The following is an 18,977-nucleotide window of genomic DNA, read 5'->3' as shown; positions in this document are numbered from 1 at the left end:
TGGTCGTGTTGGACGCGTCGGCGTCGATGTTGGCCGACGACGCGCCGGGTGTGCGTTTCGAGGCGGCTCGGGCGGCGGTGACGTCGTTGGTGGAGGCGTTGCCGGAGTCCCATGAGCTGGGTCTGGTCGTCTATGGCACGGGGACGGGCACGTCGGACGCGGAGTTGGAGGCGGGTTGTGAGGACGTGTCGACGTTGATCGAGCTTGGTCCGTTGGACAAGGACGAGTTCGTCTCGACGGTCGGCGAGGTGGCGCCGCGTGGTTTCACGCCGATGGGCAAGGCGTTGCGGACGGCCGCCGCTGAGCTTCCGGACGAGGGCGATCGGGCGATCGTGATCGTGTCCGACGGCGAGGACCATTGCGGCGCCCAGGGGCTGGGCGAGGACCCGTGCGAGGTCGCTGAGTCCTTGGACGGGGTCACGGTGCACACGGTGGGGTTCAAGACGGCGGGGAACGCGGTCGCGACGGAGCAGTTGGACTGTGTGGCGGCTGAGACGGGTGGGCTCGCGTTGGACGCGGCGAATCCGGCTCAGTTGGAGGCGCGTCTTCCGGCGGTGTTGGATCCGGAGTGGGCGGCGTCGACGATCCAGCCGGCTGGTTATCGGGGTGTGGCGCCGGGGATGACGGTCGAGGAAGCCACGCTGGCGGCGGAGGCTGCGGGCGAGGAACTGGGCGAGGTGGCCGCGTCGGGGACGGTTGAGGTGGTCTATGTGGACTGCACGCTGGTGTTCACCGATGGTGTGCTCACTCAGGTGGTCTCCGATAGTGAGGACATGCGGACGATCGATGGTGTGGGGATCGGCGACGACGTCGCCGAGGCGGAGGCCTTGTACGGGCTCGCGGATAGTCCGTCAGTCCCTGAGCAGGGCACTGTCACCTATGTAGCTGATGAGTCCACCGGTACGGGGTACAAGATCGCTTTCACTCCTTCCGAAGACGGTCAGCTCTCAGGACCGATCACCCAAGTGATCCTCTGTCGGTGTGCCCCGCCAGCACCTGAGGAGGCGGAGGCGCCCGCGCCGCCAATCGCTGACTCAGAGAATCCGTCGGCCGCCATCGCCTCGCTGATCGACGAGTACTGGGAGACGTACATGACCTGCCGTGGCGGGACGGACCCCGCTGACACTTCTGCGGCTTGCGTTCGTCGTGATGAGATCGACGTCGATCTGGCGGAAGCGGGCTGGTGTATGCGTCCGATCGATATCAATGCAGATGCGGGCGGCGGCCCTGACTACAACATCGGGGCCTACCGCGGCTGGAACATCAGGAACGAAGAAGGCTCTGTCTGCGTCGGGTGAGGGCAGCGCCAACTATCGGGCGGGCTTCGGCACGGACACGCGCTGAGATCTTCTCGGCGGGTTAACCCGCGGGCCGGTCGTATAGGACATACTGAGGCCGTCCGACGGGGGGAACGGGAAGGCCATGACGGTGACAGGTGAGCAGGCCGCGCTCGTGGAGCGGGCGCGCGCGGGCGACGCCGAGGCCTTCACCGAGCTGGTGAACGAGAGCCGCGACCTGCTGTGGTCGGTCTGTCTGCGCGTCACCGCCGATCCGCTCGACGCCGAGGACGCCCTACAGGACGCGTTGATCGCCGCCTGGCAGAACATCCACAAATTCCGTGGCAACGCCAAGTTCAGCACGTGGTGCTATCGGATCGCGTCGAACGCGGCCATCGCCGTGTGTCGCAAGCGCCGGTCGGTCCCGGTCGACGCCGCCGACGTCGCCGGATTGCTCATCAGTGCCGACGAGACGGGGCAGGTCGACGACCGCGACCTCGTCACCGCGGCGCTGCGCGAGGTGCGAGAGGACTTCCGCGAGGCGCTGGTGCTGCGCGAGTACGGCGATCTGACCTACGCCGAGATCGCCGAGCATCAGGGAGTCGGCGTGCAGACGGTCAAGAGCCGGATCAACCGGGCACGCTCGCAGCTGTCCGAGGCGGTCCGGCGCGCGACAGGCTGACTCGGCCGCCCGTTCAGCCGAACCGGGCCGGGTCGATCTCGAACCAGATCTGCTCCGAGCGCCCCACCACCTCGCCCTGAGGCGTGTGCAGGGCGGTCGAGGTGTAGAACTTGCGGCCCCGGCGGTCGTCGAGCCGCCCGCTGGCGTGCAGGCGCTGGCCCGCCGGGACCGGCGCGAACACCTGCGCGGTCATCCGGCCCAGCACCATCGGCTGCGAGCAGAAGTCCGCCGCCCAGCCGCCAGGGCAGTCGAGCGCCGCCCAGACGACCGGCGTCGGCATCACTCCGTCGACCGCCATCGCCGGATGCGGATCCCAGGGCGCGGCCGTCCACCCGGCCGACACCTCGCCGCTGAAGATGCGCAGCCCCTCGCCCTCCTCACGAGCCGGTCCGCAGGTGAAGCAGCGGTCGAAGGGATGGTGGTGGTGTCCGGCGTAGTTGGCCAGGCCGCAGGCGACCCGCTTGGCGTCGGGGCTCGGCAGGGCGGCTCGGTCGAAGCCGCCCCGGGAGGCGCGTCCGATGATCGTGCCGCCGTGCGACTCCAGCCGGACCTCCTCGCCGGAGCGCTCCCACGCGAGCGGCGTGTCGAGCGGCGGCGGCATGTGCAAAGTCGCCGTCACCGGGGTGTCGGAGGGGAGCTGCGTCGCGAGCAGGCCGCACACATAACCGCCGTTGCCGGAGTGGTCAGGCCCGTTGAACTGCGCCGGGATCGTCACCATGAACGCCACGGTAGGCGATCCCCGTCACGGTGTCGTCAGCGACTCGACGCGCTTTCGTCACCGACTCGTCGGCCAGGTGAGGGCACGCTTAGCCACGTCCATGGAACAATGGCCCGCGTGAGCGACCTGATCGACACCACCGAGATGTATCTGCGCACCATCTTCGAGCTCGAGGAGGAGGGCATCGTTCCGCTGCGCGCGCGCATCGCCGAGCGTCTGCACCAGTCGGGCCCGACCGTGAGCCAGACCGTGGCGCGCATGGAGCGCGACGGTCTGCTGACCGTCGAGGGCGACCGCCACCTCGAGCTGTCCGAGAAAGGACGGCAGCTGGCCACTCGCGTGATGCGCAAGCACCGCCTGGCCGAGCGGCTGCTCACCGACGTCATCGGGCTGGAGTTCGAGTACGTGCACGAGGAGGCCTGCCGTTGGGAGCACGTCATCTCCGAGCAGGTCGAGCGTCGGCTCATCGAGCTGTTGGAGCATCCCACGGAGTCGCCGTACGGCAACCCGATCCCGGGTCTGGCCGAGTTGGGCGAGCAGGTCGACGAGAGCGAGTTCCTCGACGGCGTCCAGTCGCTGCCGCGGGCGGTGCGGAGTGCGGACGAGCCGCGCCGCCTCGTGGTGCGCCGGATCGCCGAAGAGGTGCAGAAGGACACGCAGGTCATGTCGGTGCTGCGCCGGGTCGGCGCGCTGCCGGGCAACGACGTGCTGGTCACCCGAGGCCAGGACGGCGTCGTGGTGGCGCGTCAGGGCGAGTCGGCCGAGATCGACAATGACGCGGCGGTCCACATCTTCGTCTCGGTGTGACGCCGGTCGTTCGGGTCGCGCCGGTGAGACAAGCCGACGACATGCGGAGGTTGACGCGATGACGGGGGGACGGGCGCCGGAGAGACCGTCGACCTGGTCGCGGCTGCACGTCTGGTTCCTGGGGGTCGGCAGTCTGACCCTGGGGTGGATTCTCGTCGTCGTCGGCGCGCTGATGATGCCCTTGCCCGGCCCGGGCATGATCGGGCTCGTCAGCGGGGTGGCGCTCCTGGCTCGACACTACGCGTGGGCGAGGCGCGTGCTGGACCCGCTGCAGTTCCGGGCGGTCGAGGCGGCCAAGTACAGCGTCGCGACGATTCCACGGATCATCGTCAGCTTTCTCGGCGGCCTGTGGCTGTTCGCCACCGGGGTCCTGTGGTGCTGGTCGCCGACGATTCCGGAGTTCACCGTGTTGGGCGTCGGCTTCGGCCCCGAGCTGCCGGCCGCCGGCTGGGGGGTCGGCCTCGGACTGGCCGTCTCGGGGTCGGCGGCGTGGGCGCTGCTCGGCTACAGCGTGTGGCGCTGGCGAGTTCGCCCCGGCCGTTCCGGCTGAGCCAGGCCGAGCCGGTACGCTCGTCGCGCGGCTCCGGCCGTCCCCGCCCTCGTAGCTCAGGGGATAGAGCACCGCTCTCCTAAAGCGGGTGCCGCTGGTTCGAATCCAGCCGAGGGCACGAGTCGTCGACGACCGCAGGCGCTGAGGCTCGCGTCAGGTGAGGGTCGGTCGCGTGGGCTCCGTCGCTCGCTCTGCGAGTGACGGAGCCCAGCCGAGGGCGCGAGCCGGGCTGCGGTCTCCGCCGAGAGCACGTCGAGGAGGCGTTGATGACGGAAGCACGAGAGCGGGCCGAGCGGTTGCGGCGGGCGGCGGAGCTGCTGGGCGACCTCGAACCGTCCGGCACGCGCGACGACACCGACGAGGGATGGGGGGATCGCTCCGGCCCCGGCGGTCGCGACCAAGAACTCCTCCGCGACGTCCCGCCCCATCACGGCTGACATGACGACGGGCTCCCTCCTGATCAGGAGGGAGCCCGTCGCCGTGGTGGTGGAGGGTCAGCCGCGCGACTTCAGCGCGTCGCGGATCTCGCGGAGCAGCTCGATGTCCTCCGAGACGTTCTCCGGCTCGGGCTCCTGACCCGACTTGCGCAGCTCGTTGAGCTTGGCCATGGGGACCACGATCACGAAGTAGACGACGGCGGCGGTCAGCACGAAGGTGATGACGGCGTTGATGAAGCCGCCGACGTTGACGAAGGTGGCGGCGTTGTCTTCCAGGATCCGGAAGCCCAGGCCGTCGGCGGCGTCGGAACCGCCGATGGTGGCGAGCAACGGCTCGATGAACGCCGACGTGAACGTGGCCACCAGCGCCGTGAACGCGGTGCCGATGACCACCGCGACCGCGAGGTCGACGATGTTGCCGCGGAGCAGGAAGTCCTTGAAACCCTTGAGCATGTCGATTCCTTTGAGGGAGGGAGACGGGCCGGTCCCGACTCGTCTCCCACCGTAGACGACCGGGGCGGCCCCGGCGGCGTGCGCTCCGTCGTGTCGGCTCACCTGGCCACGAGGGTCAGGCCGCCGCTCAGCCCTGCGGCCGCCAGCGCGGCGGCGGTCTCGCTCGGGGCGACGAGGCCGACGGCGTCGCGGGCGTCCTCGGCGTCCTGCGCGTCGGGCAGCGCCGCGACGGTGACGCCCTCGGCGACGGTCGTCGGTGCCTCCTCGCCCTGAGGGTCGACGGCGATCACGTCGACCTGGTCGCCGACGCGCAGCGCCCGCAGCGCGGCGGGGTCGCTCACCCGGACGGTGGCGAGTGCCGGGTCCTCGACGTCGAAGCCGGACAGGTCGCGGGCGTCGACCACCCGCCGGTCGGTCATCACCTCCCCGTCGCGCACCGGCCCGGCCAGGGACCGCCCGACGACCTCCTCGACCGACGCCGCCGCTCCCTCGGGCACCGCAGACGCGGGCAGGTCGACGACGCGGACCTGGTCGCCGGTCAGCACCGACCCGGCGGCGAGGTCGTCGCCGGCGACGACGGCCGGCCGGGTGTCGCTCCCCGGCGCGCGGGCGTTCAGGGCGAAGAGGACGGCGAGGCCCGCGCAGACGGCGGTCAGCAGGCGTCGATGGGCGAAGACGAGTCGGTCGATGCGTTCCATGCCGGCAGGCTAGGACGGAACGCCGCGACGCGGGGAAACTTATCCACAGGCTCAGGAAGAGCTGCTGGACGACGACTCGTTCGACGACCCCGACCGGCTGTCGGTGCGGTAGAACCCCGACCCCTTGAACACGACGCCGACCGCGTTGAACAGCTTGCGCAGGCGTCCCGAGCACGCGGGGCACTCCGTCAGGGCGTCGTCGCTGAAGGACTGCTGGACCTCGAGCGCTTCCCCGCACTCGGTGCACTGGTACTGGTAGGTGGGCACTGTTGTCTCCGGCATTCGATGACTCGTTGGACGTTGCCGTGCAAGGGTACAGTTGGCCGCATTGTGAACGAGCCTCCGAGTACCGGCCCTGTCCATCCCCTTCACATTCCTGACGACTCCGCGCGCCGGACGGGGGCGCCGCGCTCATGACCGAGCTGGTCCTCCTCGCCGTCGCCGTCCTGCTCATGTTCGCCTGCGGCCTGTTCGTGGCCGCGGAGTTCTCCTTCGTCACCGTCGACCGCGCGTCGGTCGAGCGGGCGGCGGCCGAGAACCGCCCCGGCGCGAACGGCACGCTCAAGGCGTTGCGCACCCTGTCGACGCAGCTCAGCGGCGCGCAGCTGGGCATCACGATCACCAACCTCGCCATCGGCTACCTCGCCGAGCCGGCCATCGGCCGTCTGCTGCACGGCCCGTTGGAGTCGGCCGGGCTGTCGGGAAGCGGTCTGAGCGTCGCCTCCTACGCGGCCGCGCTGACCGTCAGTACCATCACGACCATGCTCGTCGGCGAGCTCATCCCGAAGAACATCGCGCTGGCGGTCCCGATGGCCACCGCCCGCTGGACCCAGCTGCCGCAGCGGTGGTTCACGGTCGTCACGGCCTGGCCGATCCGCTGGCTCAACGGCACCGCCAACGCGATCCTGCGCTCGTGGGGGGTCGAGCCGCAAGAGGAGCTGCACTCGGCCCGCTCGCCGTTGGAGCTGCGCTCGCTGGTGCTGCGCTCGGCGCAGGAGGGCGCCATCGACGACGACACCGCGCGCCTGGTGGCCCGCAGCATCACCTTCGGCGACCGCACCGCCGCGGACGTCCGCACGCCGCGCGTCCGGGTGACCTTCCTGGAAGGCCGCGAGCCGGTCGCGGCGGTGATCGAGGCGGCCCGCTCGACCGGCCACTCGCGCTTCCCGGTCATCGGCCGCGACCCCGACGACGTCCTCGGAGTGGTGCATGTCAAGCACGCGGTGAGCGTGCCGGTCGAGCGTCGCCGGGCCACCCGGATCGAGGACGTCTGCGCGCCTGCCGTGACCGTGCCCGACAGTCTGGAGCTCGACCCGCTGCTCACGCTGCTGCGCGACCAGGGCATGCAGATGGCGGTCGTGCTCGACGAGTACGGCGGCACCGACGGCGTGGTCACGCTGGAGGACCTGGTCGAGGAGATCGTCGGCGACATCGCCGACGAGCACGACCGGGTGAACGCCGCCAGTCGTCACCGGCGCGACGGCACCTGGTCGCTGTCGGGCCTGCTGCGCCCCGACGAGGTGTTCGAGCAGACCGGCGTCTCGTTGCCCGAGGGACCGCACTACGAGACCATCGCGGGCCTGGTGGTGCAGGAGCTGGGACGTCTGGCCGAGCGGGGCGACACCGTCACGATCACCGTCGACCCGACGCCGGAGGACGAGGACGACGAGCCGGAGCCGCTGCCGGTGCGCCTCACCGTCGAGCGGGTCGAGGGACGCCGGGTCGACCGGGTGACCATGACCGCGGAGGACCCGCCCCCGCCGTCGCGGATCGTCACCGGGCCGCGACGCGCTGACGCCGACGGGGAGGAGGCGCGATGAGCCTGTGGCTCGGCCTGGCCGTCACGGTCGTCCTGTTGGCGCTCAACGCGCTGTTCGTGGCGTCGGAGTTCGCGCTGATCTCGGCGCGCCGCACCCAGTTGGAGCCCGCCGCCGCTCATGGCTCGCGCGCCGCCAAGCTGGCGTTGCGGGCCATGGAGAACATCTCGCTCATGATGGCGGCGGCGCAGTTGGGCATCACGATCTGCTCGCTGCTGCTCGGCGCGGTCAGCGAGCCGGCCATCGCGCACGCGGTGGAGCCGGCCTTCGAGCAGGTCGGCGTCCCGCACGTGCTGGTCCATCCGGTCTCCTTCTCCATCGCGCTGACGCTGGTCGTGTACGCGCACGTCGTCATCGGCGAGATGGTGCCGAAGAACCTGGCCCTGGCCGCGCCCGACAAGGCGTCGCTGGTGCTCGGCCCGTTCATGCTCGCGGTCGTGGCGGTGCTCAAGCCGTTGGTGATCGCGCTGAACGCGGTCGCCAACGCGGCGCTGCGGCTGCTGCGCATCGAGCCGAAGGACGAGGTGGCGTCGACCTTCACCCACGACGAGGTCTCCGATCTGGTCGAGGAGTCGCGGCGCGAGGGCCTGCTCGACGACGACGAGTACGAGTTGGTGCAGGGCGCGTTGGAGTTCCAGGGCGGGTCCATCGACGACGTGCTGCTGCCGACCGACGTGCTGGTGACCATAGATCGCACGGCGACGGCGGCCGACGTCGAGGTCGCCTGCGCGGAGTCGGGCTTCTCCCGCTTCCCGGTGCGTGACGGCAACGGCGCGCTGGGCGGTTATCTGCACGTGAAGGACGCGCTGGAGACCGAGGCGCGCGCGCGGGAGCGGGTGATCGCCGACAAGTGGGTCCGCCCGCTGGTCACGGTCCCGGTCGGCGCGAGCCTGTTCGACGCGTTGCGTCTGATGCAGGCGCGCGGCTCGCATATGGCCCGTGTGGCCGACGCCGAGGGCCGGGTCGTCGGCGTCGTCATGCTGGAAGACGTCCTGGAGGAGCTCGTCGGCGAGGTCCGCGCCACGGACCGTCCCGCCTGACTTTAAGGGGAGGGGCGGAAGAGGCCTGCTTCGGTGAGCACGAGGTCGACGGGGCGGTCGTGCGGTTCGGCGGGCACATGGGCGACGAGCTCGTCGCTGAAGACGACGGCGCAGGTGAGCGGTCGGCGTGGGGCGTCGTCGAGCGCGGCGAGCGCGCGGTCGTAGTAGCCCGCGCCCCGGCCGAGCCGCACGCCGTGGAGGTCGACGGCCAGCGCGGGCAGGTAGACCACGTCGGCCTCGGCCAGCGGGTCGCCGGGCAGCGGCTCTCCCTCCGGTTCGGGCACGCCGAGCGCCGAGCGCCGCAGCGGGGCGGAAGGGTCGTGGGCGACCCAGTCGAGACGGCCCTCGGGCCGGGTCAGCGGCACGAGCACGTCGCCCGGCAGGCTGTCGATGATCGCGTCGGTGGGCGGCTCGTCGGGCATCGCGAGATAGACCGCCGCCCGGCGCGCCCGCGCCAGCACCGGCTCGGCCGCCGCGTGGGCGGCCAGCAGCGATCCGATCTCGTCCCGCCGGGCGCCGTCGCGCGTCCGACGGGCGGCCAGGACCGTGCGACGCAACGCAGCTTTCGACGTCCGCTCGCGCTCGGAATCCACACCGCGACGCTATCGTGTCCGGATGGACGGATTGACCGCAGCGCAGCGACGCATGATCGACGCGGGCGTGCCGCAGCAGGCCATCGACGTGTTCAGCCACTTCTACCGGCAGTTGGAGGCCGGGGCGACCGGCATGATCGCCGAGGCGGACGTGGAGCCGCTGACCGGCATCGACCACGCCGCCCATCTCGACACCGACCCCGAGGAGCTGCGTCGCGCCGCCGACCAGACCGTCGTCATCAAGCTCAACGGCGGGCTCGGCACCTCGATGGGCATGGACCGGGCGAAATCGCTGCTGCCGGTGGCGCCGGGGCTGTCCTTCCTCGACGTCATCGCCGGCCAGGTCAAGCACGTGCGCCGGACCCACGGCGTGCGGCTGCCGCTGATCTTCATGAACTCCTTCCGCACCCAGGAGGACACCCTCAAGGCCCTCGCGGTGTACCCGTCGCTGCGGACGCCTGGTCTGCCGCTCTACTTCCTGCAGAACTCCGAGCCGAAGCTGCGCGCCGACGACCTGACCCCGGTCGACTGGCCCGACGAGCCCCAGCTGGAGTGGTGTCCGCCGGGCCACGGCGACCTCTACACGGCGCTGCAGACCTCCGGCATCCTCGACCTGCTGCTGGACCAGGGATTCCGTTACGCGACGGTGTCGAACTCCGACAACCTCGGCGCGGCGCCCGACCCGGGCATGATGGCCTGGTTCGCGGCGTCCGGCGCGCCCTACGCCGCCGAGGTGTGCCGCCGCACCCCCGCCGACGTCAAGGGCGGCCATCTGGTGGTGCGCCGCGACGACGGACGCCTCGTGCTCCGGGAGACCGCGCAGACCCCGGCCGAGGACGCTGCGGCGGCCGCCGACCTGACCCGGCACCGCTTCTTCCACACCAACAACCTCTGGTTCGACCTGCGCGTCCTCAAAGACACCCTCGACGCGCGCCACGGCGTGCTCGGCCTGCCGCTGATCCGCAACGTCAAGACCGTCGACCCGACCCGGCCGGACTCGCCGGAGGTGATCCAGATCGAGTCGGCGATGGGCGCCGCCGTCGAGATCTTCGACGGCGCGACCGCCATCGAGGTCGACCGGACGCGCTTCCTGCCGGTCAAGACCACGAACGACCTGATGCTGTTGCGCTCGGACGTCTACGAGATCGGCGAGGACTTCCAGGTGTCCGCGGTCGTCGATCCGCCGTTGGTCGACCTCGACAAGCGCTTCTTCGGCACGATCGCAGACTTCGACGACCGGGTACACCACGTGCCCTCGTTGCGTGCGGCGACGTCGCTGACGGTCCGGGGCGACTGGACCTTCGGCGAGGAGGTCGCGTTGAGCGGCGACGTCGTGCTCGAGGGCGACGCGCTCGGGGCGTAGCCGCCGGTTTTACGCACGCGGTATTAGGCTGAGCGACATGGTCTCAGAGGGGAGCGACAACGAGACGGGCTCCGGGCCGTCGCGATCTGCGGAGCCGGTGGTGTCCGAGCCCGTGGCGCAGACGGCTCCGGCCGAGTCCGACGAGCAGCCGCCCGCAGCCCGCGAGGAGCAGCCGGCGCCGCCGGTCGACCCTCCGCCGCGCGAGGGACGCCATGTCGCGCACCCGCGGCCCGGCGAGGTCGCCCGGCCGCGTGCGCAGAGCATCCCCGACGGGATGCTGACCGTCGAGGACCACCTCGAGCACGTGCTGCGGGGCATCGGCCCGCTGGCGCCGTATCCGCAGCCGCTGGTGGAGTCCATCGGACTGCCCGTCTACGACGACCATGTGAGCGAGATCGACCTGCCCCGTTACGACCAGGCGTTGGTCGACGGGTACGCCGTCGCGGCGCTCGACGCGGCCGGGGCGACCGAGACGATGCCGGTCACGATGCCGATCACCGGCGAGGTGCAGCCGGGAGTGTCGCGTCCGTTCGCGATCAGCCGGGGCACCGCCGCGCGGATCACCGCCGGCTCGCCCCTGCCGACCGGAGCGGACTGCGTGATCCCCGGATCGCACGCCGACCAGGGGCAGCGCAGGATCGGCGTGCGGGTCGAGCCGCGCGTCGGCCAGGGCGTGCTGCGGGCCGGCAGCGACATGAAGGTCGGCACGAAGGCGGTCGAGGCGGGCGCGGTGCTCGGCCCCCGGGAGATCGGCCTGCTGGCGGCCCTCGGCGTCGACCGCGTCGGCATCCGTCCGCGTCCGCGCGTGGTCGTCATCTCGGTCGGCGGCGAGTTGCGCGAGCCGGGCTCGCACATGTCGCACGACTCGGCCTTCGACGGCAACACCTCCATGCTGGCCGCCGCGGTCCGCGCCGCCGGGGCCATCGCCTACGCCTCGCCGCCGGTGCCCGACGACAGCGCGGAGTTCGAGCGGGTGCTCAGCGACCAGCTGGTGCGCGCCGACTTCGTCATCACCTCCGGCGGCATCGACCAGGGACATCGCGGCGCGGTGCGGCGCGCCCTCCAGCGGGTGGCCGAGGCGCGTTTCAGCGAGGTCGGCCTCTACCCGGGACGACTCCAGGGCTTCGGCAAGGTGTCCGACGGCAACAAGCCGATCATCGCGCTGCCGGGCAACAGCGTCGCGGCCTATGTGAGCTTCGAGGTGTTCGCGCTGCCCGCGCTGCGCCGGCTGATGGGGCGCTCGCCCTACCGGCGGCCGATGGTGCACGCGGTGCTGACCACCGGACTCGAGTCGTTCCCAGGGCGCCGGCAGTACGTGCCCGCGGTCTTCGAGGTCACCTATCGCGGGGCCAGGGTGACGCCCGTGCCGCACTCGGAGGAGCTGCGGATCTCGCAGTTGGCGCAGGCCAACGCGCTGGTCGTCGTCGGCGAGGACGAGACGGCGCTCAACAAGGGCGACACGGTGCGGACCCTGGTGCTCGACCGGCCGTTCTAGCGGCATGTCGTCGCCGTGGAACGTCGCGCTGACGCACGGCCGGATCGGCGTCCGCCCGATCCGTCGCTCTGACGTCCCCCGTTGGGAGCGGTTGCGCGCCGAGAACCAGCAGTGGCTGACGCCGTGGGACGCCACCTTGCCGCCGGGCGAGGCGCAACAGGTGACGACCTACCGGCAGATGGTGGGGGCGTTGCGCCGCAAGGCCAAGCGGGGCGAGTGGATGCCGTTCGTCTCGACATGGGACGGACGCATGGTCGGCCAGGTGACGGCCAGCATGATCAGCCGAGGCCCGGCCCAGTCGGCGAGCGTCGGCTACTGGGTCGCCGCCGACCACGCCGGTCGCCGGATCACTCCCACGGCGGTGGCGCTGGTGTGCGACCACCTGTTCGGCGCGGCGGGCCTGCACCGGGTCGACGTCGCGATCCGCCCGGAGAACCACGCGAGCCTCGCGGTGGTGCGCCGGCTGGGCTTCACCGAGATCGGCCTGGCTCCGAAGTATCTGCACATCGACGGGGCGTGGGCCGACCACCGGCTTTTCCAGCTGCTGTCCGAGGACGTGCGGGGTCGGGTGATCGATCGAGTCGACACGCCGGTAGAGCGTTGATCTCTTACCGATTCCTTAGTCACACGAGCCACACAAGAAACTTTTTGCCCCAATTTCCTCAGGGGTTACCACCTTTCACCCAAGTTGCGGTACGGTGAAGGCGTGTCCGGAGGAGCCAGTGGCGTTGTTTTCGCCGTCGTCGTCATCATGTGGGTGGCCTATGTCGTGCCGCTCGTGCTTCGTCGCTACGACGAGGCCAGCACCACGTCCTCGTTGGGGTCGCTCACCTCGTTGAGCCGGGTCATCCAGCGTCCCGGGAAGCGTCCCGCCGTCGAGCCCGAGCCGGAGCCGGTCCAGGCGGTCGAGCGTCCTGCCGCGCGGTCGGCCGCGCGTCGTCGGCGCCGTGTGCTCCTCGCCTTGGCCGCGCTGCTGGCCGCGACGGTCCTGTTGGCGGCCACGAGCGTGGTTGGCCGGACCTGGGTCGCGGTCCCCGCGGTGCTGTTGACGGCGTGGCTGGTGGCTTGCCGAATCCAGGTCCGCGGAGAGATTCTGGGGACAGATGAAAAAAAATCTGAGATAGTGCCGTCATGGGACGGTTTGAAGTCCGTCTCACCGGTGACACCCGTATCGGAGGGAGTCGTGGAGAAGGAGTCCGCGGCCGGGGTGCCAGAGGAGAAGGCGGCCAGAAAGACCGCCGCCGACGAGGAGGACACCGTGATCGTCTCGCATCAGTTCGAGGACTTCGAGCCGGACAGGGAGCGCGTGATGGAAGAGGCGCCGCTCGACCCGAGTGCGCTGGAGGAGCAGTTGCTCGTCGCCGCCACGACGGTCTCGACCACGGGTGTGACGCTGTGGGACCCCCTGCCCGTCACGCACAAGACATATATCCGCAAGCCTGCCCCGGCGCTGGCGCGCACCGTCCGCACCGTCGACTTCACGGGCGCTTCCGCCGCTGACGACGTCACCGCCGCCCCGGGCGAGCATGGTTCGCGGAGGGCCGTCGGCCACTGAGTTCGTCTGAGTGTTAAACTCAGGATCGCCGTTCGCGGCAGGGGGCATTGGCGCAGTTGGTAGCGCGCTTCGTTCGCATCGAAGAGGTCAGGAGTTCGAATCTCCTATGCTCCACTAACGAAGAAGAGCTCCACCCGAGGAACGAGGGTGGAGCTCTTCTTCGTTATATGACCTAGCGATTCGGGGAGCCACCGCAGCGGAGCGAGGATGGCGGAGTTTCCTATGCTCCACCCATGGCTGGAGGGCCCCGCTGATACAGCGGGGCCCTCCAGTTTTTCGTTTCGTGCGGGGTCCTCCGGCCATGAATCAAACATGGCGATTCGAGGAGGAGCGTGGAACGAGCGAAGGAGCCTCCTATGCTCCCTCACGAGGGTGGGGCCTTCCTCGCTCGCGCCTCAGCCGGGGCTTCGTCCGCGCCACGGCCACCGGGCCTCACGTCCAGCGGTCGTCCACGAGGCACTCGACCCGCGTCGCCCAGCGGGGCGTCGGGGGGAGCTCGTCGCCCCGGCGGCCGAGCAGCGCGACGATCACCGCGGCCCCGGGCGGTGGCGTGGCCGGCCACGGGGTGTCGCCGTCGGTGAGGCAGATGACGACGTCCGGTCGCGGACGCTCCGCCTCGACCTCGCGGAACCCCAGCCGCAGGTCGGTTCCGCCGGCGCCGACGAGCCGGGCGTCGCGGGCGCGACGGACCTTCTGCACGGTGTGGACGGCCGCGTCGACCGAGTAGACCGTCACCTGCGCGCCGGGGACGCCGAGGGCCAGGAGCGCCCCGTCCACCTCGCCGAGCGCCCGGGCCAGCAGGTGGTCGTCGACGCTGGAGGAGGTGTCGACGATGAGCGACACGCGGGGCGTCGGACGGCGCTGTCCGGGCAGGACGACCCCGGGCAGCGACGCCGTGCGGCGCGAGGGCCGGGCGTACGTGTGGTCGCCGCGCCCCGCCGCCCAACCGACCGCGCGTCGCACCGAGCTGGACAGCAGCGGCTCCCACGGGACTTCGGGCTCGAGGACGCGCGCGACCCAGCGCAGCGCGTCGCCGGGTGTGTCCGAGCGCTGGGACGCGTGCTTGCGGTACTCGACGGCGACCATGCGCCGGATCTCGGCCGCCTCGTGGACCGACACGGCGCCGAGGTCGGCGTCGGGCCCGACCTCGTGCGGTCGGAGGAGTCCGTCGGCGCCGCTGCCGCAGCCGTCGGCGGACCACCAGGAGTCGGGCGGACTGTCGGGCCGCTCGGCCGACAGCCCGGAGATCATCGCGAAATACTCCTCGGCGGAGCGTCCCGACGGGAGGTCCTCGCCGTCGGCGTTCGGCAACCGCTCCGGCGCCAGCGCGTCGGGGGAGAGCGTGTGGGCGACCGTGAGGTCGCAGGCCGTCTCCCACGCGGGGGCCACGCCGCGGTCGACGTCTTGGTCGCGCGCCCGCTCGGCGTGGTCGGCGAGAAGGTGCCACGTCACGTGCGCCAGCTCGGCCGCGACCTCCGGCACCGTGGCCGTGTCGAGCCACGCCTCGTTGAGATAGACCCGCCACCACTCGTCGCAGCTCACGGTCGTCACCGCGTCGGTGGCGACCGGGATGAGCGCGTAGAGCGCGTGCGACAGATACGGGAGGTCGCGAGGGGCGTCCGCGCCGCCGGGCGTCGTCGGCGCGCTGACCAGCCACAGTTTGGCCGCCGCCAGTTTGCGCGAGTCCATCTCAGGCCGGTCCGGGGAGCAGCCCGGCGAGCGCGAGCGCCGGGACGAACACGGTGACCGACGACGGCACGAGCGAGCCGGCCGGCCGGACCTCGGGGCGCATCAGGGAGCGGACCACCGGGACGGCGGGGTCGACGCCGGCCTGTTCGGCCGCCCGCGCGCAGACGTCGACCGCCGCCGCCCAGCGCTCCGGGGAGGGCTGACGGGAGTACGCGCCGAGCACCGCCTGCAGCGTCACGAACACCCGGTCGGCGCGCAGGCCCTCGAAGTCGAAGCAGCCGGGGTCGGCCAAGAGCGCCTCGGGGTCGGGCAGATCCTGGCGGTCGCTCCACGCGAGGTACTCGTGGGCGACCGACGCGCCGACGCAGCCGGTGACGAGCAGGCGGCGCACCTCGGGGTCGGCGTCGACGGCGCGGGCGAACGCCGCGAGACGCGCCGCGTAGTCCCAGGTCCGGGGCGTGGGGAAGGCGCGGCCGCGCTCCTCGGCGTTCGACGGGATGACGCTGAGCTGCGACTCCCGCGCCCGCAGGAAGCCGGAGACGAGCACCCGCTCGTCGTCGAGGGCGGCGCGGTACCCGTCCGGCTCGGCATGGACCGGCATCGCGGGCCACACGCCGGTGACGAGGCCCTCGGCGTAGACCTCGTACGGCATCGACCAGTCCAGGTGGACGAAGCGGCTCGCGGTGGGCGCCGCGAGCTCCCACCCGGCGGCGGCCACGTCGGAGGGGTTCGCGGCGGCGACGAAGGAGACGCTCTCGGGCAGTCGCAACGAGCCGACCTCGTAGTGCGTCAACGGACGCAGCGCCGCCGCCTGCAGCGAGGGGGAGGCGGTGCTGAACTCGTCGAAGAACGCGATGGACGGCCCGTCGTGCTCGGCGAGCCGGGTGGCCCAGGCCGGCGGCGCCAGGCTCACCGAGCCGTCGGCGATCACCGGCAGACCGGCGAAGTCCGACGGCTCGCTGTGGGTGATGATGACCGTCTCGACCAGCCAGCCGGTCTGGGCCGCCGACTCCACGGCCGCGGTCTTGCCCTCGCCCGGATTGCCCCACAACAGCACCGGGACGCGCGCTGACACGCAGATTCCCAGGGCTTGGAGGGCGTGCTCGTAGGCGGCGCGTGTTCGTATCGTCATGGGTGTCGGGACCTCCGGGGTGGCGTCGGGCGGGCGGCGGTGCGAGGGGCGAGGTCGTCGGCGGTGCGCGCGCCTGCGGCGACCGCTCGGGCGACGGCGTGCCGGTCGCCGAGGATCTCCAGCATGACGGCCAGGTCCGACCGAGGTAGAAACCGACGGGCAGGGGCGCGCGGGTCGCGGCTCCGACGGCGGCGAGCTCCGGGAGGTCGTCGGGGTGGACGCCGGCTCGCCAGAGGTCGCGTGCGCCGTCGGGTTCGCGGACGAGGCCGGCGACCTCCGGGTCGACCGGAGGCAGGTCGTCGTGCGGTCCCCAGGCGCGCTCGGCGGCGTCGAGGAAGGCGGTGAGATAGGTCGTCGGGATCGCGCGCCACCGGGCGAGATGCGTCGTGGAGCGAGTGTGGCTGGCGGCCGCCGCGGCGTCGCCGTAGAGCGTGTCGCGACAGCAGCCCGGCAGCGCGTGCCCGGCGGCCACACGCCAACTGCCGCCTCGGTCGACGGACAGCGGGACGCGGGCGCGTCGGGTGGCCACCTCCCAGGACGCGCGGAACGCGGCGACCAGCCGTTCGACGCGCGTCACGCAGGAGGGGCCGCCGCCGAACGCCTCGGCGACGCGTTCGGCCTCGGGATCGTGGGGCGTGGTCACCGACCAGTCGGCGTGGACGGCCACCGGGTGCGTCGTCTCGCCCGCCGCGCCGCCGAGGCAGGGCAGGCGGAACTCGACGTCCGGCTCGCCGGGGGAGAGGTCGCGCATAGCTCAAGGATCGCCGGTCGGCGCGCGTTCGTCATCGGCGCATCCTCCCGTGGGGTTCCGACAGCGCCTGTGATGGAATCGTGACGGGGCCGGAGGAGGAGGCGGGCGACGATGGACACCGAGTCTGTGTGGGCGAGGCCGCTGGTCTTCGAGGTGCCCTGCACGACCTCGGCGCAGGCCGAGCCGGGACCGCCGCATCGCGTCGTCGTCGAGCCTGACGGGACGGTGACCACGCCGCACGATGCCGACGCCGAGCGGGCGGCGGCCGCGCTGGGCGGCTACCGGTCGTGCGTGGACCTGGTGGAGGAGGCGGTCGCGGTCTTCCGGGAGGCCCTGCCGCTGTGGACGCGACAGGAGCGTCCGTCCATGGAGGTGGGGAGGTGGGGACAGATCGATCTGGCTCCAGCCCAGCGGAAATCCTGCTGCTACCGGGCTCTCAGCCGCTACAGGCCGGGCCACGATCCCGTCGGCGACGCTCAGGCGGTGTGGGACCACGTGCTCGGCGCCGAGCATCAAGCGCTCGTCCTCGTTCCGCCGCGGCCGGGGCGGGGTCGGATGCCGGGTTTGCACGGCAGGCCCTCGATGAAGTGGGAGCGCCGTGTGCCGGTCGGGCATCTGGCCGCGCTGACCGAGGCCGCGCTGACCGAGGCCGCACGGGCCGCCTCGCCGCCGGTTCCATCCTGCGGACCCGAGACGTCGCGGCTCGCGTCGGCCGAGACGCTCGCCGAATTGTGGGCGTGCGGCGTCCACCCCGACGAGCTGCGCCGGTTCGCGCGGTTCGTCGACATCGTGGGCGAGCCGCTGACGGCGGAGTTCTACGTCGTCATGGTCTACGGCGACGTCGACGAGGATCGGCTGGCCCGGCTGCTGCGCCTGCGTCCGACCGTCGAGGCGGCCGTCTGGCTGGCGCTGCGGTCCGACGCGAAGGCGAAGGGGAGCACCGACGAGTGGGAGTTCTGGCTGTCCGCCGGGCTCACGCTGCCCACGGTGTTCACCGCGCTCGACGGCGGGATGGCTCCTGAGCAGGTGACCCGTCTGGCCGAACGCCTCGACCGTCCCGTCGTCGACATGGCCCGGACTCTCGTCCGGTGGTTTGACACCCTCTGCTTGCCGGAGTACCGGCATTTTCAAGCGCTCCGCCGTCATGGCGTGCACAGGCCGAGGCTCGACATCGATGAGATCTTCGTGCTGTACCGGGAGGTGCGGCAGCGTCGCGAGGCGAAGGAGCTGCCGCCGGGGACCGCGACGCGCACCGACCTCGCGGTGATGCTGGAGATCTTGGGCGGGCGCGAGGCGGTGCTCGACGCGCTGGGCGAGGGCGTGGACTCGCTCGACGATCTCGACGCCTACGTGATGGCGCGGCCACCGGTCGAACCGGACACGCTCCTCCCCGACGACGACGGCGAGCCGTTGCACCTGTCCGACTACGGCCTCGACCCCTTGTACCACCACGAAAGCACCTCGTGGTGGCCGCACCTTTTCGGCGAGAACTTCGACCGGGCCGGTCGGGTGTACGTCGTCGAGGACACACAGCGCGAGGACGAGCGTCCCTGCCGGGTGACCTGTGACGGTGAGGGTGGCGTCGTGACGACCTATTTTTGCGGCGATCACTGGGTTCCCTGCTCGGGCGTGATGGAGCAGATCATCGCGCGCGCGGAGGCCGAGGAGCTGGATCGGCACTTCTCCTGAACACCCCGAACCGGCGCGCCGGCGCGTTCACGCTCATCAGCCTCTCCGCCCGTGGTCGCCTGTTCCCGCAGCGCTCCATTGCGTCCACTCGTTCGTCGAGGACGGCGGAGAAGGATTCGAGGAGCCGATCACAGCCGAGGTCAAGGGCGGCGAAGCCGCACTGGTGGATCTGCCGCCACGAGGGGACGGGAACGGTTGTCGTCGGCGTCCTTGTGGCGGACAGACGGTGGC

Annotated in this window: 20 protein-coding genes and 2 tRNA genes; 15 read left to right on the top strand and 7 right to left on the bottom strand. The window is 71.5% G+C overall.

What is annotated here, in order from left to right; translation table 11 throughout:
• The first annotated feature begins 5 nt into the window (after nucleotides 1–5).
• Both QM621_RS10160 and QM621_RS10155 read left to right on the top strand, forming a co-directional pair.
• Nucleotides 6–1,298: a vWA domain-containing protein gene (locus tag QM621_RS10160; RefSeq protein WP_414990264.1), complete on the top strand. Its 1,293-nt coding sequence runs from the start codon at nucleotides 6–8 to the stop codon at nucleotides 1,296–1,298.
• A gap of 124 nt (nucleotides 1,299–1,422) precedes the next feature.
• Nucleotides 1,423–1,959: an RNA polymerase sigma factor gene (locus tag QM621_RS10155; protein ID WP_414990263.1), complete on the top strand. Its 537-nt coding sequence runs from the start codon at nucleotides 1,423–1,425 to the stop codon at nucleotides 1,957–1,959.
• Between the two features lie 13 nt (nucleotides 1,960–1,972).
• Here the strand turns inward: QM621_RS10155 and QM621_RS10150 are convergent, their stop codons facing one another.
• Nucleotides 1,973–2,677, bottom strand: coding sequence for a hypothetical protein (locus QM621_RS10150; RefSeq protein ID WP_414990262.1), 705 nt, complete (start codon nucleotides 2,675–2,677; stop codon nucleotides 1,973–1,975).
• 117 nt (nucleotides 2,678–2,794) lie between these two features.
• Here QM621_RS10150 and QM621_RS10145 point away from each other — a divergent pair, with 117 nt between their 5' ends.
• The 4 genes from QM621_RS10145 to QM621_RS10130 all read left to right on the top strand — a co-directional run bounded on the left by QM621_RS10145 (nucleotide 2,795) and on the right by QM621_RS10130 (nucleotide 4,471).
• Nucleotides 2,795–3,484: a metal-dependent transcriptional regulator gene (locus tag QM621_RS10145; RefSeq protein ID WP_414990261.1), complete on the top strand. Its 690-nt coding sequence runs from the start codon at nucleotides 2,795–2,797 to the stop codon at nucleotides 3,482–3,484.
• Between the two features lie 58 nt (nucleotides 3,485–3,542).
• Nucleotides 3,543–4,034 (top strand): PGPGW domain-containing protein, encoded by a 492-nt coding sequence (locus QM621_RS10140; protein WP_414990260.1) that lies wholly within the window; start codon nucleotides 3,543–3,545, stop codon nucleotides 4,032–4,034.
• A 45-nt stretch (nucleotides 4,035–4,079) separates the two neighbouring features.
• A tRNA-Arg gene (locus tag QM621_RS10135) sits at nucleotides 4,080–4,152 on the top strand.
• 148 nt (nucleotides 4,153–4,300) lie between these two features.
• A complete protein-coding gene (locus tag QM621_RS10130; RefSeq protein WP_414990259.1) occupies nucleotides 4,301–4,471 on the top strand; it encodes a hypothetical protein in 171 nt (56 codons plus the stop codon).
• Nucleotides 4,472–4,528: 57 nt separating this feature from the next.
• On the opposite strand, the gene mscL is transcribed toward QM621_RS10130, so the two are convergent.
• The 3 genes from mscL to QM621_RS10115 are packed head-to-tail and all read right to left on the bottom strand — an operon-like array spanning nucleotide 4,529 to nucleotide 5,904.
• Entirely contained in the window at nucleotides 4,529–5,026 is a 498-nt protein-coding gene (gene mscL / locus QM621_RS10125) for a large conductance mechanosensitive channel protein MscL (protein WP_414990258.1), read from the bottom strand.
• On the bottom strand, nucleotides 5,023–5,622 hold the full coding sequence (locus QM621_RS10120; protein WP_414990257.1) for an SAF domain-containing protein: 600 nt from the start codon (nucleotides 5,620–5,622) through the stop codon (nucleotides 5,023–5,025). The genes mscL and QM621_RS10120 overlap by 4 nt, the downstream gene beginning before the upstream one ends.
• A gap of 51 nt (nucleotides 5,623–5,673) precedes the next feature.
• Complete coding sequence (locus QM621_RS10115; RefSeq protein ID WP_414990256.1) at nucleotides 5,674–5,904, bottom strand: FmdB family zinc ribbon protein; 231 nt, start codon at nucleotides 5,902–5,904, stop codon at nucleotides 5,674–5,676.
• A 131-nt stretch (nucleotides 5,905–6,035) separates the two neighbouring features.
• Here QM621_RS10115 and QM621_RS10110 point away from each other — a divergent pair, with 131 nt between their 5' ends.
• Nucleotides 6,036–7,442 carry a hemolysin family protein gene (locus tag QM621_RS10110; RefSeq protein WP_414990255.1) on the top strand — a complete coding sequence of 469 codons (1,407 nt, stop codon included), beginning with the start codon at nucleotides 6,036–6,038 and terminating at the stop codon, nucleotides 7,440–7,442.
• Nucleotides 7,439–8,479 (top strand): hemolysin family protein, encoded by a 1,041-nt coding sequence (locus tag QM621_RS10105; RefSeq protein ID WP_414990254.1) that lies wholly within the window; start codon nucleotides 7,439–7,441, stop codon nucleotides 8,477–8,479. The genes QM621_RS10110 and QM621_RS10105 overlap by 4 nt, the downstream gene beginning before the upstream one ends.
• 2 nt (nucleotides 8,480–8,481) lie before the next feature.
• Here the strand turns inward: QM621_RS10105 and QM621_RS10100 are convergent, their stop codons facing one another.
• Complete coding sequence (locus QM621_RS10100) at nucleotides 8,482–9,072, bottom strand: 5-formyltetrahydrofolate cyclo-ligase (RefSeq protein ID WP_414990253.1); 591 nt, start codon at nucleotides 9,070–9,072, stop codon at nucleotides 8,482–8,484.
• A 22-nt stretch (nucleotides 9,073–9,094) separates the two neighbouring features.
• Between QM621_RS10100 and QM621_RS10095 the strand changes: the two genes are divergently transcribed.
• From QM621_RS10095 to QM621_RS10075, 5 genes are all read left to right on the top strand, one after another.
• Nucleotides 9,095–10,435, top strand: coding sequence for a UTP--glucose-1-phosphate uridylyltransferase (locus QM621_RS10095; protein ID WP_414990252.1), 1,341 nt, complete (start codon nucleotides 9,095–9,097; stop codon nucleotides 10,433–10,435).
• Nucleotides 10,436–10,472: 37 nt separating this feature from the next.
• A complete protein-coding gene (gene glp, locus QM621_RS10090; protein ID WP_414990251.1) occupies nucleotides 10,473–11,930 on the top strand; it encodes a gephyrin-like molybdotransferase Glp in 1,458 nt (485 codons plus the stop codon).
• 4 nt (nucleotides 11,931–11,934) lie between these two features.
• Entirely contained in the window at nucleotides 11,935–12,534 is a 600-nt protein-coding gene (locus QM621_RS10085; RefSeq protein ID WP_414990250.1) for a GNAT family N-acetyltransferase, read from the top strand.
• 102 nt (nucleotides 12,535–12,636) lie between these two features.
• Complete coding sequence (locus QM621_RS10080; RefSeq protein WP_414990249.1) at nucleotides 12,637–13,485, top strand: hypothetical protein; 849 nt, start codon at nucleotides 12,637–12,639, stop codon at nucleotides 13,483–13,485.
• Between the two features lie 41 nt (nucleotides 13,486–13,526).
• A tRNA-Ala gene (locus tag QM621_RS10075) sits at nucleotides 13,527–13,599 on the top strand.
• Nucleotides 13,600–13,917: 318 nt separating this feature from the next.
• Here the strand turns inward: QM621_RS10075 and QM621_RS10070 are convergent.
• Together QM621_RS10070 and QM621_RS10065 are read right to left on the bottom strand one after the other, a co-directional pair.
• Complete coding sequence (locus tag QM621_RS10070; RefSeq protein ID WP_414990248.1) at nucleotides 13,918–15,174, bottom strand: DUF2201 family putative metallopeptidase; 1,257 nt, start codon at nucleotides 15,172–15,174, stop codon at nucleotides 13,918–13,920.
• Between the two features lies 1 nt (nucleotide 15,175).
• On the bottom strand, nucleotides 15,176–16,306 hold the full coding sequence (locus tag QM621_RS10065) for an AAA family ATPase (protein ID WP_414990247.1): 1,131 nt from the start codon (nucleotides 16,304–16,306) through the stop codon (nucleotides 15,176–15,178).
• A gap of 214 nt (nucleotides 16,307–16,520) precedes the next feature.
• On the opposite strand from QM621_RS10065, the gene QM621_RS10060 reads away from it, so the two are divergent.
• Nucleotides 16,521–17,141: a hypothetical protein gene (locus tag QM621_RS10060; RefSeq protein WP_414990246.1), complete on the top strand. Its 621-nt coding sequence runs from the start codon at nucleotides 16,521–16,523 to the stop codon at nucleotides 17,139–17,141.
• A gap of 27 nt (nucleotides 17,142–17,168) precedes the next feature.
• Nucleotides 17,169–18,746, top strand: a complete 1,578-nt coding sequence (locus tag QM621_RS10055; protein ID WP_414990245.1) for a hypothetical protein — start codon at nucleotides 17,169–17,171, stop codon at nucleotides 18,744–18,746.
• Nucleotides 18,747–18,977: the final 231 nt, after the last annotated feature.

The organism is Aeromicrobium sp., assembly GCF_047606445.1.
GTDB lineage: Bacteria > Actinomycetota > Actinomycetes > Propionibacteriales > Nocardioidaceae > Aeromicrobium.
This window is presented reverse-complemented; position numbering and strand designations above follow the sequence as displayed.